This is a genomic window from Oceanobacillus sp. B139/18 (assembly GCF_055524595.1).
On record NZ_JBVFXI010000003.1, the window covers coordinates 35,707 to 51,060 of the forward strand.

Consider the following 15,354-nt stretch of genomic DNA (forward strand, 5'->3'; position numbering starts at 1 on the left):
CTATTATTATTTATAATAAATGAAAGTTTCCTTTTTTCAGTAATAATTGCCATCCGCCTAATTGAAATAAATAATGATTATCGTAAATTCGTTTGACTAATACAGCTCGCCACCCAAACACCTTTCGATTCTTTATGACCGCCACTCCGTCTTCTTGACCTAAAGTGGCGAGCATTCCTTGTTTAACCGGCTGACAAGCAGTAAGTTTTTTATTCCGTAACCTGGAAGAAACATTTTTTGCGACTACAGCGGCTTCCTCGATAGCTTTTTTTGCAGTTGGAAGGACTTCCTCCCCATGTTCATCTGCTGTATATGCACATTCTCCAACGACAAATATGGAATCATCTTTTGTAGAAAGCATATTGGGATCCACTTCAATTTTTTTATTTTTCAAAGCCAGTCCGGCTTTTTCAAATGCAGGATTGGCCTGTACCCCGCCAGTCCAAATAAATGTATGTGTACAAATTTTATGATTTTTCCCTTCTGTTTCATAAATAATTTTATTATCCTGACATTCCTTCAGTTTAGCTTGATGGATAATCTCTACTCCTCTGGATTGTAGAGACGTAGCTGCGTAATGTGCCAGTTTCTCATCGAACCCTGGCAGAAGAGATTTACTTTCCTCCAGTATGGAAATATGCACCTGCGTTTTCTCAATGTCAAATTCTCTGCATATCTCTGGTATTTGATTAATCAGTTCCCCTGCAAATTCAACACCTAGAATTCCACCGCCGCCAATAACAATATTTAACTTGCTCTCATCCTTCTTTTCAGCATTCGCATAACTGGCAAAATTATATTCGATATGCTCACGGACAAAACGGGCGCTGTTGATATCCGTGATAGAATAAGCATGTTCATCCAGTCCCGGAATTCCTTCAGCCCTCGGCTCAAAGCCAAGACCGATAACAAGTAAATCATAGTGTAATTCCTTATTTTTAAGCTTGATTTTTTTAGAATTTCTTTTGATAGAAACAACTTCATCTATAATAAAATTTATTTTAGAACGATTAATAATTTCTTTGATTTTTATTTTGGAGCGATCTTGATGCCGTGTACCAGCAGCATTTTCATGCAGACAGCTTGCTTGAAAATGATAGTCATATTTATGAACCAGCGTTATCTCTGCTTCATTCTTTCCAAGCTGTTTCTGAAGCTTAACTGCCGTCATTATACCTCCATAACCCGCCCCTAATATTACAATATGCGGTTTAATCATGGTTTTTCACTACTCCTATTAATTTTGTAATTTATCACTAAAATGCGAAACAAAACGCATTTTGTCATATAAATAACTTCGTTTTGTAATCAAACTGTAATAATACTAACTTATCTTAAATGCTTTAATCAAAAATAGCAAGCTTTAAAACCTCTTTTTTATCTATACCTATGAAGAAAGCATTTAGACATGCTACTATCTAAATGAAAATTTCTTCCCTTTTGAAACGATATAATTCAAACTAAAACAAGTTTGTGATACCATAGGATAGGTAAACGTCTAGAAAGAAAAGAGGTATTGTATGGAGAAAGTTTTTGATGTAACAATCATTGGAGCTGGACCCACTGGCTTATTCACAGCCTTTTACGGCGGCATGCGTCAAGCTAGTGTTAAGATAATTGAAAGCCTGCCTCATATTGGAGGACAGTTAACAGCACTATATCCAGAGAAATATATATACGATGTTGCAGGATTTCCAAAAGTCCGTGCGCAGGAGCTTGTTGACCAGCTGGAAGAACAAGCCAATTTATTCGATCCTGAAATTGTACTTGGACAAGCCATTGAGACAGTGGAACGATTAGAAGATGACAGCTTTCGTCTTGTGTCAAACACCGGGGAAGTTCATTTGACAAAAACAATGATTATCACGGCCGGCAATGGGGCTTTTCAGCCTAGAAGATTAAACGTAGGAGACAGCGAAGCCTACGAAAATACGAACTTACACTATTATGTGACGGATATGAATAAATACAAGGACAAGCATGTTGCTATTCTAGGTGGCGGAGATTCAGCTGTAGACTGGGCCTTGATGCTTGAAAAAGTTGCTTCTAAAGTGACATTGATTCATCGCAGAGACCAATTCCGAGCTCATGAGCATAGTGTAGAGCAATTAGAGGCCTCTGCTGTAGAAAAGCTGACGCCATATGCTCCAACAGCCATTGTAGCAAATAAGAAGATTGAAAAGCTTATTTTACAAAAGATAAAAGAAGAAGAATTGATTGAATTAGAAGTCGATGATGTTATTTGTAACTATGGATTCATCTCCAGTCTCGGGCCAATTAAAAACTGGGGATTAGAAATTGAAAAAAATAGTATCGTTGTAAATTCTAAAATGGAGACAAATATTCCTGGTATATACGCCGCTGGAGATATTTGTACGTATGACGGAAAAGTTAAATTGATTGCAACAGGATTTGGTGAAGGGCCGACAGCAATCAATAATGCTAAAAATTACATCGATCCCAAAGCAAGAATTCAACCGAAACACTCAACAGCAATGTTTTAAAAAGGGGAATACATGATGGAAAAATCGTTTGAATGAGAATTTTCTCTGCTTCAGACGATTTTCTTTTTTTATACAGTTCACTTCATTAAATCCTGGGGATAAAAGAGCTTGAACACCACATTGTTTAGTTTGAGGATCTTGGAGATGTTTTTAGTAGAAATTTAGATAAAAGATTTAAAAGAAAGATTGGCAGTATTTCTCTGCCAATCTTTCTTTATTAACAATCGCCAGGTGCACCGGCATTTTGTGCAGTGCGGAAGGAAGAGCCGCATCCGCAGGAAATAATTGCGTTCGGATTATCAATGCTGAACCCGCCGCCCATCATGTTTTCTTTATAATCTATCTTGGTACCTTCAATAATTGGAATATCCTGGTTAAAAAAGACGATTGGAATACCGTTAATGGTTTCAATAATATCCAATTCCTCATTTACTTCATCAGCAAAACCTAAGGAGTAGGATAAGCCGCTGCAGCCGCCGCCTTTCACGCCAAAACGAAGCATCGCCTGGTCTGATTCCTCTCTCATCATTTCTTTAATCTGTGCACTTGCACGATCAGTCAGTTCAATAATCATCTTCTGAACCTCCTTTTTTCCTTGTATATCCTATATGTTTAGTATACACCTGAACTTGTCAGAATCAAGTAATTCATTTTAAGCATAAAAAATTCCCGTTGCGATGGTTTCTGCTCCGCCGGTCATCCAGATATGATCATCTTTTCTCCATTCAATGATTAAATCTCCGCCGGCTAAATGAACAACAATCTTTTTACCTTTGGTTACTTTTTTATTTAACGTTGCTGCAACGACAGCCGCACAGGCTCCTGTTCCGCATGCTTCTGTCACGCCGGAGCCGCGTTCCCAGACACGGAAATGTATTTCCTCATCCGACACAACCTCAATAAACTCTGTATTAACCCCTTCAGGGAAGCGTTCATCCTTTTCAATAACCGGTCCCAGCGTTGTCAGCGGCGCGTCATCAATCGCATCCACCATCGTTATCACATGCGGATTTCCCATGGAAACCGCAGTGACATGCAGTGTCTTATCTGCAACCTCGAACGGCTCATTTATAACAGTTGTTCCTGCTTCTCCAAGCATCGGAATCTGTTCTCTTTGTAATATCGGAGCTCCCATATCAATGGTTACTTCGTTGACTTTCTGCTCGTCATTCTCTTTCACAGTAGCTCGAACAATATTAGCTTTTGTCTGTATCGTAAATTCTTTTTTATCCACAATTCCTGTTTCATAAGCATATTTAGCTGTACAGCGCAATCCATTCCCGCAATTCATTCCCTCTGAACCGTCCTTATTAAAGATACGCATACCTACATCTGCTTTTTCTGCCGGATGAATCAAAATCATTCCATCCGAACCAATGCCCGTATTCTGATTTGACATGTTGATAGCTAATTCAGACAGCCGGTTCTCTGGCAGCTCTGTTTGAAAAAGATCAATATAGATATAATTATTTCCCAGCCCATGCATCTTCGTAAAAGGTATTTTCATCTTCTCTTCCCCTCTTCTGTTCATCCTTCTATTTCTTCGAGTCCCAGTTCTTCCAATGCTTGATAAATTGGCTTTAAACGCGGGATTCCTTCTGCTACCATTTTATCATTAATCCATACAACTGGATAAAAAAGATCTTCTTCTATTATTTTCTCTACATATGCTTGCTGACCAGCGTCTGGTTGCGTTTGATTGATATCGATATAATTATATTGAACGCCGTCAGAAGCATATTTCCTCCCTATTGCTGCCTGAAGCCACTCATACGTATCTTTGGAACCTGGTGCTCCGACACAGCTTGCGCAGATTTGTTCACTTCCATAGACAGTTATCGTTATTGCCGGCATGTTAACACCCTCTCCTTCCAAATATCTCTTTCCTCTCGCCTGTCCTCCATATTAATTATTTTACAAAATAAGCGTAAAAAGATAAAATAAAATTAACCAGCTAATTGAAAATCATTTTCAAATAGATTTTTATGCTTAACCGCGTTATAATAGATTTGTGGGAAAGGAGTAGGTGACTGTGGAAGAGCAAGTACAAGAAGTATTAAGCAAGCTTCGTCCATTCTTATTACGTGATGGCGGAGACGTAGAGTTAGTTGACGTTGACGATGATGGCGTTGTTTTACTTCGTCTCATGGGAGCATGCGGCAATTGCCCTAGTTCAACCATTACATTAAAAGCAGGAATTGAGCGTGCATTGATGGCAGAGGTTCCTGGCGTAACAGAAATAGAACAAGTATTTTAATTAAATATAAACGGAGAGGCTTTTGGCAATATCAAAACCCTGCTCCGTTTTTTATTTTTTTAAAATCAAATTTTGTTCTATGAAATTGGTGTAATTGCTTGTTCTCCGCTGACGACTGCCAGGATATTATCCATGCATAACTCTACCATTCTTTTTCTTGTTTCTACACTGGCAGACCCGATATGCGGAAGACATACGGTATTATTTAAACCAACAAGCGGATGATCTGCTCTAATCGGCTCTTCTTCAAAGACGTCCAATCCTGCTGCTTGGATTTCTCCCGTTTTAAGTGCATCCTCAACCACTACTTTTCCGCGTGAGATATTAATAAAAATAGCACTTGATTTCATTTTTTCAAAAGCGGCCCGGTTAAACATTTTATCCGTTTCCTTCGTATGCGGAACTACTGTCACAACAAAATCAGAAGTCTCCAAAAGTTCTTCAAAGCTGACATACGTTGCTTGCAATCGTTCTTCTGCATCTTTTTTACGGGAACGGTTATGATATTGGATATTCATATCAAAACCTGCTGCACGTTTCGCTATTGCTTCTCCAATTCTCCCCATTCCTACAATACCGATAGTTTTTGCGTGAATATCTGAGCCGGCAAAGAAAAATGGCGCCCACGCCTGCCACTTATCCTCCTTCACCCACGCATCCGCTTCTACAATTCGTCTGGCAGCAGCCATCAATAAGGAAAAGCCTAAATCTGCGGTCGTTTCCGATAAAACATCCGGTGTATTCGCTGCGATAACATCATGCTTCTCACATGCTTCCAAATCGATGTTATCGTAACCGACGGCCATATTCGCAACCACCTTCAATTGAGGAGCTTTAGACAGAAGCTCTTCATCAATAGAATCACTTAATACGGCAAATAAGGCATTTGCATCAGCAGCCTCTTTCAAAAGCGTCTCTCTTGGCACAGGCTCCTCCTCTTTTTCCCACATCCGGATTTCCAGCTGTTCCTGATAAGCTTTTACATATTTCTCCTCTAATTTGCGCGTAATATAAACCTTTGGCTTGGACATATACGAGTATTCTCCTTCCTGCGATGAAATAATGAATTTTTGCTTATAACCAGCTTATCATAGGTATCTGCCAATCCGAAACATCAACACCTACCGTTTCATAAAACCTCGCCAGTCTCCTCTCATAAACCTCTTGATGCTTTAATAATTGCTCTAACGCTTGAGAATTCGGGTACTGGAAAGCGCCCTCTAAAAAATCGTAAAGATGGATCGGATAGAACAGCCTGGCAAAGATAAGTCTCCACGCAAATACAGACAGCGGCTGATAGTTTTGATAATCATTTAAAAACTGATTAATTTCTGCCTCCGATTTATTTTGTAAAAAAGCATAACGGATATACTCGGCAATATCACGCGTCGGATGGTCATATACGAGTTCATCTGTCCAAACAATTTTCTTTTCAGATGTATTCCATCTGGCAAAAGCAACCGTACTCTGATCTGTTTGTAAGATGCGCTGCTCTTTTTCGCTTTCCCGTAAATATTGAATAGCATTTTCGCTGATTCCTACAATATATGGTAAAATATCCATCACTTCAGATAAATAATTACTCGCTCCTTCTTCTTTTGCCTGTCTTGTTAATTCTTCCTCAAAAAAAGTCAGCTTTTCTTCCCAAAGCTTTCTCCATAACCCATAGCTTGAAATCGCCTTCGGTTCATACTGAAAACTGCTCCCAATGCGGTGAATATCACCGAGCATTTTACCAGGGCTTTCCTGACGAGATATTTGTGACTCATCGTCTAATACAAGAACCATCCACAATTCATTGCCATAATTGGTAAACCAATCTCCGTTGATATTCCGAATGGGGTAAGCTACATTGTATAATCCGTTTTCTCTTAAGAAATAGGCCAAAGTGGCTTGTTCCATCAATATCATTTCCTTGTTTGTCGCAGGAATGGTAAAATAGTGATAGCGCTCTTTTTGATAACCCTCACGCTCTTCGATGAATTGCTTCCCTTCTATCTGGATAGCGTATTGACTGCGGAGCATTTCTGACATCGGCATCAACAAACTCCTCCTTATCGTATATATTAACTATATGAAGGAAAGGACTATACAATTATATTAAATCGAAAAAAGGTGTGTTTTAAATGACGAAGTATACAAGCAAAACAGAACTTGAAGTAAGAGCAAGACAGCTTTTAAAAGAACGTGGTGTCAAAATAGATGATATTGCAGAATTGGTATACTATCTGCAATCAAAATATCATAACGATTTAACGATGGATACCTGCCGTTTTAATGTAAATCGTGTGTTAACGAAAAGAGAAGTACAAAATGCAGTCATCACAGGCATTGAATTAGATATGCTGGCGGAGAAAAAGCTATTAAGCGAGCCGCTTCAGGAAACAATTCAGATTGATGAAGGCTTATATGGAATTGATGAAGTCATTGCCTTGTCTATTGTCAATGTCTACGGTTCCATCGGCTTGACCAATTTTGGATATATCGATAAACAAAAACCCGGTATCTTAGAAAAACTGAATGATAAAAGCAGCGGCGAAATCCACACATTTTTAGATGATATCGTCGGCGCTGTCGCAGCTGCAGCCTCCAGTCGTCTGGCTCATGGAGATGCAGAAAATGAACATGAAGAATTAGACGGATAAAAAACATTGGACACAAAAAAGCATTCATTCTCCCTATGCTCATATTAGATAGGGGATGAATGCTTTTTTGCTATTCAAAGGTCCATTCTGATAAATTTTCTATGATATATGTCGGCTGCTCTTCAAAGGTTGCCAGCTCTTCTGTGGAAGTCACCCCGGTAGAAACAAATAACGTATCTACACCGGCATGGATTCCCGACTGGATATCTGTCTGGTAATTATCTCCAACCATTACAACATCCTCTCTCCGCAAACCGAGTACATCTAATGCCTCTTTCATGATAACCGTATCCGGCTTGCCAATAAATACAGGCGCCTGCTGGGTGCTTGTCTGAATCAAAGCAGTAAAAGCCCCGTTGCCTGGTCCCATACCGTCTTCAGTTGGAATAGCGTGATCCCGATTGGTAGAAATAAACTGTGCACCCTTGCGGATAGCTATGCATGCTTTAGCAAGCTTGTCATAGGTAATATCCCTGTCCAGACCTACAACAACCGCATCCGCATCTGTACTATCCGTTAATTGGATACCATATTCTTTTATTGGATTCTTCAGACCGCTCTGCCCGATACAGTAGCAGGTTTTTACGGATTGGTCCTGCAGATACTTCGCCGTTGCCATGCTGCTGGTAACGACCTGTTTGTGATTTGCCAGGATTCCTAATCCGTTTAACTTTTCAGCTACTTCCCGGGTGCTTTTTGTAGAATTATTTGTTACAAACACATAAGGAATATTTTTTTCTGCTAATTGCTTTACAAAAGGAATTGCTTCAGGAATAACCTCATTCCCTCTGTAAACAGTCCCGTCTAAATCAATAAGATATCCTTTATATTTCTTCACATTATTACCTCTCTATCTCGATTACATCATACCTATTTTAAGACGCTTGACTGACCGATGTTTATTCTGAGTTAGCAGCTATCCGCCATTGACAGCATTTATCTCCATCAACCAGCAGCGCTTTTGTCTTAATTTCCTGATTCGGAAACAAGGCTTCATACATTTCTTTTTCATGCTGGCACATCACAGGATAATCCCTTGCCACTTCTAAAAAAGGGCAATGAAAATTATTTAATTGAAAGCCTTGCGCACCTTTATCTTCTGCTTGAAACATATAGCCGCTCCGATTTTGAAAATCCTTTAACGCAGCTACTTTTTCTTCCGTTGTAGAACAGGAATCTAAAAGCTTCTTTAATTGCTCTTTTTCCTTCGTTGACTGTTTTTTTAAAAGCTCGCTGATTAGCTGTTTTCCCTGTAATGCTTCTAAATCATGGAGCAGGTCTAAAGAGAGTTCTTTATAGCGATTAGGGAAACTTTCTTGACTTTTCTCTGTTAAACGATAAGTATGATACGGCCGTCCAATCTCTTTTTTATGCTGCTGCACCTCAATAAATCCCTCTTGCACAAGCGTATGAATCTGCTTCCGGACAGCTGTTTCTGAGATAGTAAAATGGGCCATCAGTGTATCCATCGTTATCGTACCCTGTTCTTTCAATACCTGGATAACCTTATCCTTTGTCGAGACACGTTTCCCCATCCGCTTGCCCTCCCCTTTTAAACATACATTTTATTTATTTGAAAAAGCATTTGCTACGCCTAGTTCATTCTGCAGATATGTATGAATCCGCTTTGAAAAATAGGTAAATACCTCTGCGTGCTCTTCAAAAAACTGCTCCAGACTTTGATGATCGATTGCCTGATATTCATGTACTAAAGGTTTACGCCAATGAATCAGAGCTTTATATACTGCTTCTTCCTCCGCAGGAATAACTTTTTCATCTGTTAAGATGTCAATAATATCCTCGTAACTACCCGGATCCCTCATAATAAAACCGTCTATCATCATATTTCCTACATCCAGCACACCTTCGATAAAGACATGCGCCATGCGCTCCAACGCAAGATATTCTACTGGGCTGTGATAGGAATGATTCTTTAACGTATCTAAAATCTCATTCATAAATGTCAATGTCTGATTAATTTTTTCCTGATCTACAAAATACATTATGATTCCCCCAAAAACGTCTATACTAAAGGATGTTTCCATACTACTATTATCATATCATAATTTGTAATGTATTTTCACTGAACTTTCTTGATAAAGTATAGAATTAAGAAGCGAATCTTTCCTTCTTTTTCAAAAAACGTGATATAGTAAGTCTAATACGTGTGAAGGAGATAAATGCCGGATGGAAAAGCGAGATATTTTAAAAATGGATGCCACGGGTATAGCATCCGCAATTAAAAAGAAGCATCTAACCTCTATAGATGCTGTAACAGCTTTTATTGAACAAATCAAAGCGATTAACCCTTCCATTAATGCAGTTGTTGAAGAAAGATTTACTGAAGCGCTGCAAGAGGCTCAGGAAGCAGATGAACTGCTGCAGAATAATGGGGCTCTGGGTAAATTACACGGAGTTCCCATCAGCATCAAAGAGTGCTTTCATGTGAAGGGAATGAAAACTACAGCAGGCTTAGAACACCGTCAGGACCTTATTTATCAAGAGGATGCAGAAGTTGTTCAGCAATTAAAGCAGGAGGGCGCTATTATACTCGGAAAAACAAATACGCCTGCACTTTGCTTCTGTCAGGAAACGGATAATAAGTTATATGGCAGAACAAATAATCCCTGGGACATCACCAAAACCGCTGGAGGCTCCAGCGGTGGTGAAGGTGCGCTGCTTGCTTCCGGCGGGTCTGCTGTCGGGATTGGTTCAGATATTGGCGGTTCCATTCGTTTTCCATCTCATTTTAATGGAGTTATCGGTTTCAAACCCGGGAAGGATACCATTTCCACAGAAGGCCATTTTCCGTCTGTCCAGCATGAACTGCAGCATCGGATGCTGACAGTCGGGCCAATGGGGAAATCTGTAGAGGATATGCAGCTTATTTATGAAATTTTATCTCCAAGCCACTTCAAGCATCAGACATTGCAGGAATTTAAAATAGAAATATTACCAGCTAATCCAGGCTATCCGCTTTCCACAAGAACAGGGAATTTATTAGGGCAGCTGGAAAATTTTCTTGAAAGAATTTACAATGTCCAGCAGGTGATGCCGCCTTATTTTAGGGACAGTGCCTTAATATGGCAGGAAATCATGTCGATTAATGGAAGTAAATTGGTTGAAGATGAAGCTTTTAATAATGACCGCTCCGGATTAGTGCGTTCCTTTTTAAAAGAGAAACTGAGACAGCGTACGAATGTCCACCCATATTTATCCTGGGCCATTATTGGAGCAAAAATGTTTAAACCTTCGCAAAAAAGAGTCCGGGAAATAATGGATATCATTCAGCAGGGTGACGAGCTGTTAAAAACATATTTAGATAAAAGGCTGCTGATAATGCCCGTGTATTATCAGTCCGCATTAGATCACGGGCAGGTTTTTAAAGAGATTTTCTCTATCCGTAAAACCTATTTGCAATACATGCCTTATACTGCCTATGCGAATGTATGGGGGCTTCCTGCTCTGACTATTCCAGTTGGAGAAGACGAGAAAAACATGCCCATCGGCGTACAAATTATCAGCAGTATTGGTAATGAGGATGCCATTTTTCGTCTGGGTAAATTACTTACGAAACGCTTTCGCGGGTATAAGCTGGCAGAGGTGACAGACAGGTAATTATTAGAAGGCGTGATTTCCCTCCATCTGCACAAACTACAAACTAACGGGAGGGAAATAACGATGCCAAAAAAAGATTATCAAGAGCATTCAACCGTTCAAAAACAGCATGATGCCCTCATTCCAGAGGAATTTCCCGAAGGGCCTTTTGGATCTGATATTCGTGAACATGACTTGGTTTCTGGAAAGTCAACAGATTGGGAAGAAGGCCAGCAGCGCACAAGTGCCTTCACCTACGCAGACAAAAAACAGCATAAAAAGCTGCAACGAAGAGCTCCCGGAGCCCATCCTCTCGAAGAAAAAGATAATTAAAGCTTTCCTGCTGTATAAAAAAAGAAGTTCAAAATGTCTTCTTAGCCATAAGAAGATAGATTGAACTTCTTTTATTTCTGCATCTTTTTCAAAACAAAATAAGCACAGCCGAAATTACAGTATTCATAAATATAATCCTGAAAACAGCTGATTTTCGCATCTATTGGTGCTTTGGCATGATTATCATGATAAAACCCTTTTAAACGAAGCTGTTCATACGCCCAATCGCCTACGATAAAATCATATTTTGATAAAACCTCTGAATAGCGCTCTTTCACAGCTTCTGCTTCAAAGCCTTCTTTATTTTCTTCAATTAATTCATATGTTTTCCCATTTAACTCAATCATAAGAGAATAGTCACACTCCTTATCAATTATTCTTAGTTTATCACAGAAACAGTTAGAAAAACCAGAAAAAATTACCTGCATGATTTACGCTTGTTTTCCAAAACTAAGATGTAAGAAATAGTTCTTGGAAAGGAGACTTAAAGATGAAAAAAGGATTTGGAATCATTTTATTAAGCCTTGTTATAACGCTTGCAGCTTGTGCAACAGATCAAAATAACTCCGATTCTGACCCATTAGATCCAAAAAACAGAAACCCGGAGATGGAATCCAACACGAATTCGCCATCTCGTGATCAGCTTGGTTTTGTCCGTTATACTCAGGATGAATTTAATCAAGATAATACATCAGAACCAAAAGAGATTCATGTAGACCGGGAAGAGATGGCTGATATGATTACCCGCATTTTATTACAGAACCCTGATTTTAAAGAAGTAGCCACGCTTGTAACGGATGAAGAAGCTTTGATTGCTTTTGAAGCTTCAGATAACCTATCCAAAGAAATGGCAATTGATAATGCAGAAAAAACAGCAATGTCTGTACTGCCTGGCTATTATACGATTCATGCTTCTAATAACAGAAGCTTGATTCAAAACATTGAAACCCTGCATTATTCTGTGACGGAGAATGAAGATGTAGATACCGGGCCTCTGGTACAGGAAATTGTCGACACGATGAAGAAGGATGATTAAAAAATACTTATCCCATAAGGAGGTGATTTATCTGGCTAGAATTCGCACTACGGTCCTGATTATGTGCTGCTTTCTTACCTTTATGCAAACCACCGCTGTTGTCCATGCAGAATCAGAGGATCAAATATATACAGACCGCATGGCTCTATTCAAAAAGGTAGAAAGCCTTACCCAGGTCCCTTGGTATTATTTTGCTGCAATGGATAATTACGAACGTAACACACTCTCTTCCTCAGAAGAAGAAAAGGTTATTTCCATACAATTTGAAGAGACCGCATGGTTTGGGCTGGGAAATGCAGCTAAATCAACAGAACAGGGAGTTATCAGACAATTTGGCGGAATCGGTAAAGACGGAAATGGTGATGGCCAGGCAGATCCCGATGATCCTGAAGACATCCTTTATACGATGGCAAATCATATCTTAGCATATGGTCTGCATAAGGATGATGTTAAAATCGCACTCTGGGAGCATTATAAACGTGACTTGACTGTCCAGACAATCATGAACACCGCCAAAGTGTTTCAAAATTTTGGCGAAATCAACCTGACAGATCGTGCCTTTCCTTTAGATACAGATTATAATTACAGTTACCGCAGTACGTGGGGAGACCGCCGCGGTTTTGGCGGCTTGCGCATCCATGAGGGGACCGATATCTTTGCATCCTACGGCGTCCCTGTCCGCTCAACAACCTATGGTGTGGTCGAAATGATGGGATGGAACTTATATGGAGGCTGGCGTATTGGTATACGGGATATCTATAATATTTATCATTATTATGGACATATGAGCGGCTATGAGGATGATGTAAAAGTAGGCCAGGTAGTAAAACCGGGAGACGTGTTAGGCAGCGTCGGATCTACTGGTTACGGCCCTCCTGGAACTTCTGGAAAATTCCCGCCGCACCTGCATTATGGCATGTATAAAGATAATGGATACAGTGAATTTTCATTTGATCCTTATCCTTATATCTCGAAATGGGAACGGATGGAGAAAAATAATTAATAACAATCCTATCCGTGAAAAAGGTGTGTATCCCAGTTGTAAAACAGGATACACACCTTTTTAAATAAAATATTGAGGATAGCCGCTCCAACGGGTTTCATGGAATGAATAACCTTCGACCCCAGAAATACACTACGCTTTCCGTCGGCTTAAGCTAAGCCGTTACCCGCGGAAAGCGACTTCCCGGAGCGGACATCTACTCGGCAAGAATACCAGTATTTTAAAGACCAATTTATTCTCTTGGCTTTTCTTAAGTTTAAATAAGAGTAACACTTATCCTTTACTTTTCTGGACAGCGTTCCAAATACTAGCTGCTAATCCGCCCCATATCACAACAATACCGATAATCATTACAATGATAGCTGAAGCACCCATACGCATCTTCCCTCCTATTTATCTTCATAATCGGATAGAGAATTTTCTGACTTCCATTTCAAAGCTGCCAGGATAATTCCAAGAACTAACACACCTACTACTACGGCCCAGCCTGTATTATTGATAAAGGCATTCGAGTAATTTTCATAGTTCCCGGTATCTGTATCAAACTCTCTTAATAAATTCTGCTTAAACAGCCCAAACATCATATAACCCATAACTACTGGTGTAATCATAGCTAAGCTGATTGTCCACCAGGAACCTAAACGGATATCTGAAATTTCATTAGCATGATTTTTAAGCATATTGGTTTTACGAAGAATCCAGGCAATCAGGACAACTTCGACAAGACCGATCATGGCAACTCCGAACTGGTTAATGAAATAATCGACATTATCTAAGAAGTACAAGCCGCCTCTGGAAGCATATAATAAGGAAATCAATGCTGCGAGACCGCCTCCGAAAAGAACGGCTTTCGATCGTGTGATTTTAAACTTATCTACCAATGCTGCTACATACGCTTCTGTAATGGACATAAGAGATGTAATTCCGGCAAGCGTCAGTGAGATAAAGAAGAGCGCTCCGAACAATCCATTAAATGCCGGCAACTCATTGATAATGGCCGGAAAGACAACAAAAGCAAGACCGACCCCGCCAGCGACGACATCATCCACACTGACACCGGCAGAAAATGCCATAAATCCTAATATTCCAAACACCCCAATTCCCGCTAATAATTCAAAGCCGGAATTTCCAAAACCAACAATAAATGCATTATTGGTAATATCAGATTTTTTAGGGAGATAACTTGAATACGTAATCATAATTGCAAAAGCAATCGATAAGCTGAAGAAAATTTGTCCATATGCTGCAATCCATACACTTGGTGACAAAATTTGACTGAAATCAGGTGTAAAGAAGGCATTCAATCCATTCATTGCTCCTGGCAGCGTGACTGCTCTTATTACAATAATAATAAATACGATGAGAAGCAAAGGAATAAAAATCCGGTTTGCAACCTCGATTCCTTTTTTTACACCGCGGAATAAAATTCCCAGCACCAATAGCCAAACAATCACTAACGGAATAACTACTCCCGGTACCAATCCGCCTATTTCCCCAGGAATCTCCGCCAATTGAAGATGCTCCCCAAATAAAAATCCTTCTGTATCTTCTCCCCAAGACAGATTAAACGAAAAGATAGAATAAGATATTGCCCAGGCAATAATTACCGAATAATATGTTGAAATAACAAAAGCAACAAGTACTGCCCACCATCCAATAAACTCTGTTTTCTTATTCATTTTTCGAAATGTCAAAGGTGCAGAACCCCGATACTTTTGACCCATGGTAAATTCCATAATTAAAATTGGAATACCCGCAGTCAGTAAAGCAAATAGATAAGGAATAAAAAATGCTCCGCCGCCATTTTCATAAGCAACAGCAGGAAATCTCCATATATTTCCTAAACCAACTGCTGATCCGACAGCCGCTAAAATAAACCCCGCCCTTGTTCCCCATTGTGATCGACTCTCCATCCATCATAACCCCCTTTTTTAATGAATAACAACAGAATGAAAGCGCATTAAATAAGAATAATAACA

At 39.6% G+C, this 15,354-nt stretch carries 19 protein-coding genes; 7 read left to right on the forward strand and 12 right to left on the reverse strand.

Going from position 1 to position 15,354, the window contains the following annotated elements:
* Positions 1 to 10: 10 nt before the first annotated feature.
* The gene (locus tag ACZSMY_RS10620; RefSeq protein ID WP_465147774.1) at positions 11 to 1,219 is read right to left on the reverse strand and encodes an NAD(P)/FAD-dependent oxidoreductase; all 1,209 of its coding nucleotides are present in this window, start codon (positions 1,217 to 1,219) and stop codon (positions 11 to 13) included.
* A gap of 301 nt (positions 1,220 to 1,520) precedes the next feature.
* Here ACZSMY_RS10620 and ACZSMY_RS10625 point away from each other — a divergent pair, with 301 nt between their 5' ends.
* Entirely contained in the window at positions 1,521 to 2,504 is a 984-nt protein-coding gene (locus ACZSMY_RS10625; protein ID WP_042530654.1) for an NAD(P)/FAD-dependent oxidoreductase, read from the forward strand.
* A 217-nt stretch (positions 2,505 to 2,721) separates the two neighbouring features.
* Here ACZSMY_RS10625 and ACZSMY_RS10630 read toward each other — a convergent pair whose 3' ends face one another.
* The 3 genes from ACZSMY_RS10630 to ACZSMY_RS10640 all read right to left on the reverse strand — a co-directional run bounded on the left by ACZSMY_RS10630 (position 2,722) and on the right by ACZSMY_RS10640 (position 4,358).
* Positions 2,722 to 3,078 carry a HesB/IscA family protein gene (locus tag ACZSMY_RS10630; RefSeq protein WP_193063666.1) on the reverse strand — a complete coding sequence of 119 codons (357 nt, stop codon included), beginning with the start codon at positions 3,076 to 3,078 and terminating at the stop codon, positions 2,722 to 2,724.
* A gap of 78 nt (positions 3,079 to 3,156) precedes the next feature.
* Positions 3,157 to 4,011: a diaminopimelate epimerase gene (dapF, locus tag ACZSMY_RS10635; protein WP_193063665.1), complete on the reverse strand. Its 855-nt coding sequence runs from the start codon at positions 4,009 to 4,011 to the stop codon at positions 3,157 to 3,159.
* Positions 4,012 to 4,031: 20 nt separating this feature from the next.
* Entirely contained in the window at positions 4,032 to 4,358 is a 327-nt protein-coding gene (locus tag ACZSMY_RS10640; RefSeq protein ID WP_193063664.1) for a YuzD family protein, read from the reverse strand.
* 178 nt (positions 4,359 to 4,536) lie between these two features.
* On the opposite strand from ACZSMY_RS10640, the gene ACZSMY_RS10645 reads away from it, so the two are divergent.
* Positions 4,537 to 4,761, forward strand: a complete 225-nt coding sequence (locus ACZSMY_RS10645; RefSeq protein ID WP_040979025.1) for a NifU family protein — start codon at positions 4,537 to 4,539, stop codon at positions 4,759 to 4,761.
* A gap of 77 nt (positions 4,762 to 4,838) precedes the next feature.
* On the opposite strand, the gene ACZSMY_RS10650 is transcribed toward ACZSMY_RS10645, so the two are convergent.
* Together ACZSMY_RS10650 and ACZSMY_RS10655 are read right to left on the reverse strand one after the other, a co-directional pair.
* The gene (locus ACZSMY_RS10650) at positions 4,839 to 5,792 is read right to left on the reverse strand and encodes a 2-hydroxyacid dehydrogenase (protein WP_465147775.1); all 954 of its coding nucleotides are present in this window, start codon (positions 5,790 to 5,792) and stop codon (positions 4,839 to 4,841) included.
* Positions 5,793 to 5,835: 43 nt separating this feature from the next.
* Complete coding sequence (locus ACZSMY_RS10655) at positions 5,836 to 6,801, reverse strand: hypothetical protein (RefSeq protein WP_193063662.1); 966 nt, start codon at positions 6,799 to 6,801, stop codon at positions 5,836 to 5,838.
* A gap of 86 nt (positions 6,802 to 6,887) precedes the next feature.
* Between ACZSMY_RS10655 and ACZSMY_RS10660 the strand changes: the two genes are divergently transcribed.
* Positions 6,888 to 7,406 (forward strand): phosphatidylglycerophosphatase A family protein, encoded by a 519-nt coding sequence (locus tag ACZSMY_RS10660; protein WP_042530643.1) that lies wholly within the window; start codon positions 6,888 to 6,890, stop codon positions 7,404 to 7,406.
* 70 nt (positions 7,407 to 7,476) lie between these two features.
* On the opposite strand, the gene ACZSMY_RS10665 is transcribed toward ACZSMY_RS10660, so the two are convergent.
* The 3 genes from ACZSMY_RS10665 to ACZSMY_RS10675 form a co-directional block, all read right to left on the reverse strand.
* Positions 7,477 to 8,244, reverse strand: coding sequence for a TIGR01457 family HAD-type hydrolase (locus ACZSMY_RS10665; RefSeq protein ID WP_212928797.1), 768 nt, complete (start codon positions 8,242 to 8,244; stop codon positions 7,477 to 7,479).
* 61 nt (positions 8,245 to 8,305) lie between these two features.
* The gene (locus ACZSMY_RS10670; protein WP_212928796.1) at positions 8,306 to 8,941 is read right to left on the reverse strand and encodes a helix-turn-helix transcriptional regulator; all 636 of its coding nucleotides are present in this window, start codon (positions 8,939 to 8,941) and stop codon (positions 8,306 to 8,308) included.
* 30 nt (positions 8,942 to 8,971) lie between these two features.
* Positions 8,972 to 9,409, reverse strand: coding sequence for a DUF86 domain-containing protein (locus tag ACZSMY_RS10675; RefSeq protein WP_042530636.1), 438 nt, complete (start codon positions 9,407 to 9,409; stop codon positions 8,972 to 8,974).
* A gap of 184 nt (positions 9,410 to 9,593) precedes the next feature.
* Here ACZSMY_RS10675 and ACZSMY_RS10680 point away from each other — a divergent pair, with 184 nt between their 5' ends.
* Positions 9,594 to 11,024, forward strand: coding sequence for an amidase (locus ACZSMY_RS10680; protein WP_042530635.1), 1,431 nt, complete (start codon positions 9,594 to 9,596; stop codon positions 11,022 to 11,024).
* 63 nt (positions 11,025 to 11,087) lie between these two features.
* Entirely contained in the window at positions 11,088 to 11,336 is a 249-nt protein-coding gene (locus ACZSMY_RS10685) for a hypothetical protein (protein WP_042530633.1), read from the forward strand.
* Between the two features lie 71 nt (positions 11,337 to 11,407).
* Here the strand turns inward: ACZSMY_RS10685 and ACZSMY_RS10690 are convergent, their stop codons facing one another.
* Positions 11,408 to 11,683, reverse strand: a complete 276-nt coding sequence (locus tag ACZSMY_RS10690; protein ID WP_042530631.1) for a YutD family protein — start codon at positions 11,681 to 11,683, stop codon at positions 11,408 to 11,410.
* Positions 11,684 to 11,826: 143 nt separating this feature from the next.
* Between ACZSMY_RS10690 and ACZSMY_RS10695 the strand changes: the two genes are divergently transcribed.
* Positions 11,827 to 12,372, forward strand: a complete 546-nt coding sequence (locus ACZSMY_RS10695) for a YhcN/YlaJ family sporulation lipoprotein (protein WP_212928795.1) — start codon at positions 11,827 to 11,829, stop codon at positions 12,370 to 12,372.
* Positions 12,365 to 13,375: a M23 family metallopeptidase gene (locus tag ACZSMY_RS10700; RefSeq protein WP_413465444.1), complete on the forward strand. Its 1,011-nt coding sequence runs from the start codon at positions 12,365 to 12,367 to the stop codon at positions 13,373 to 13,375. Before ACZSMY_RS10695 ends, ACZSMY_RS10700 begins: the two co-directional genes overlap by 8 nt.
* 273 nt (positions 13,376 to 13,648) lie before the next feature.
* On the opposite strand, the gene ACZSMY_RS10705 is transcribed toward ACZSMY_RS10700, so the two are convergent.
* Complete coding sequence (locus ACZSMY_RS10705; RefSeq protein WP_139089031.1) at positions 13,649 to 13,750, reverse strand: methionine/alanine import family NSS transporter small subunit; 102 nt, start codon at positions 13,748 to 13,750, stop codon at positions 13,649 to 13,651.
* Between the two features lie 14 nt (positions 13,751 to 13,764).
* Entirely contained in the window at positions 13,765 to 15,288 is a 1,524-nt protein-coding gene (locus ACZSMY_RS10710; protein WP_193063659.1) for a sodium-dependent transporter, read from the reverse strand.
* Positions 15,289 to 15,354: the final 66 nt, after the last annotated feature.

Coding starts and splice junctions, on each gene's coding strand:
- ACZSMY_RS10685 (WP_042530633.1), top strand. CDS start 11,088: ATGCCAAAAAAAGATTATCAAGAGCATTCAACCGTTCAAAAACAGCAT.
- ACZSMY_RS10690 (WP_042530631.1), bottom strand. CDS start 11,683: ATGATTGAGTTAAATGGGAAAACATATGAATTAATTGAAGAAAATAAA.
- ACZSMY_RS10675 (WP_042530636.1), bottom strand. CDS start 9,409: ATGTATTTTGTAGATCAGGAAAAAATTAATCAGACATTGACATTTATG.
- ACZSMY_RS10655 (WP_193063662.1), bottom strand. CDS start 6,801: ATGCCGATGTCAGAAATGCTCCGCAGTCAATACGCTATCCAGATAGAA.
- ACZSMY_RS10650 (WP_465147775.1), bottom strand. CDS start 5,792: ATGTCCAAGCCAAAGGTTTATATTACGCGCAAATTAGAGGAGAAATAT.
- ACZSMY_RS10710 (WP_193063659.1), bottom strand. CDS start 15,288: ATGGAGAGTCGATCACAATGGGGAACAAGGGCGGGGTTTATTTTAGCG.
- dapF (WP_193063665.1), bottom strand. CDS start 4,011: ATGAAAATACCTTTTACGAAGATGCATGGGCTGGGAAATAATTATATC.
- ACZSMY_RS10640 (WP_193063664.1), bottom strand. CDS start 4,358: ATGCCGGCAATAACGATAACTGTCTATGGAAGTGAACAAATCTGCGCA.
- ACZSMY_RS10660 (WP_042530643.1), top strand. CDS start 6,888: ATGACGAAGTATACAAGCAAAACAGAACTTGAAGTAAGAGCAAGACAG.
- ACZSMY_RS10700 (WP_413465444.1), top strand. CDS start 12,365: ATGATTAAAAAATACTTATCCCATAAGGAGGTGATTTATCTGGCTAGA.
- ACZSMY_RS10620 (WP_465147774.1), bottom strand. CDS start 1,219: ATGATTAAACCGCATATTGTAATATTAGGGGCGGGTTATGGAGGTATA.
- ACZSMY_RS10695 (WP_212928795.1), top strand. CDS start 11,827: ATGAAAAAAGGATTTGGAATCATTTTATTAAGCCTTGTTATAACGCTT.
- ACZSMY_RS10625 (WP_042530654.1), top strand. CDS start 1,521: ATGGAGAAAGTTTTTGATGTAACAATCATTGGAGCTGGACCCACTGGC.
- ACZSMY_RS10630 (WP_193063666.1), bottom strand. CDS start 3,078: ATGATTATTGAACTGACTGATCGTGCAAGTGCACAGATTAAAGAAATG.
- ACZSMY_RS10680 (WP_042530635.1), top strand. CDS start 9,594: ATGGAAAAGCGAGATATTTTAAAAATGGATGCCACGGGTATAGCATCC.
- ACZSMY_RS10705 (WP_139089031.1), bottom strand. CDS start 13,750: ATGGGTGCTTCAGCTATCATTGTAATGATTATCGGTATTGTTGTGATA.
- ACZSMY_RS10670 (WP_212928796.1), bottom strand. CDS start 8,941: ATGGGGAAACGTGTCTCGACAAAGGATAAGGTTATCCAGGTATTGAAA.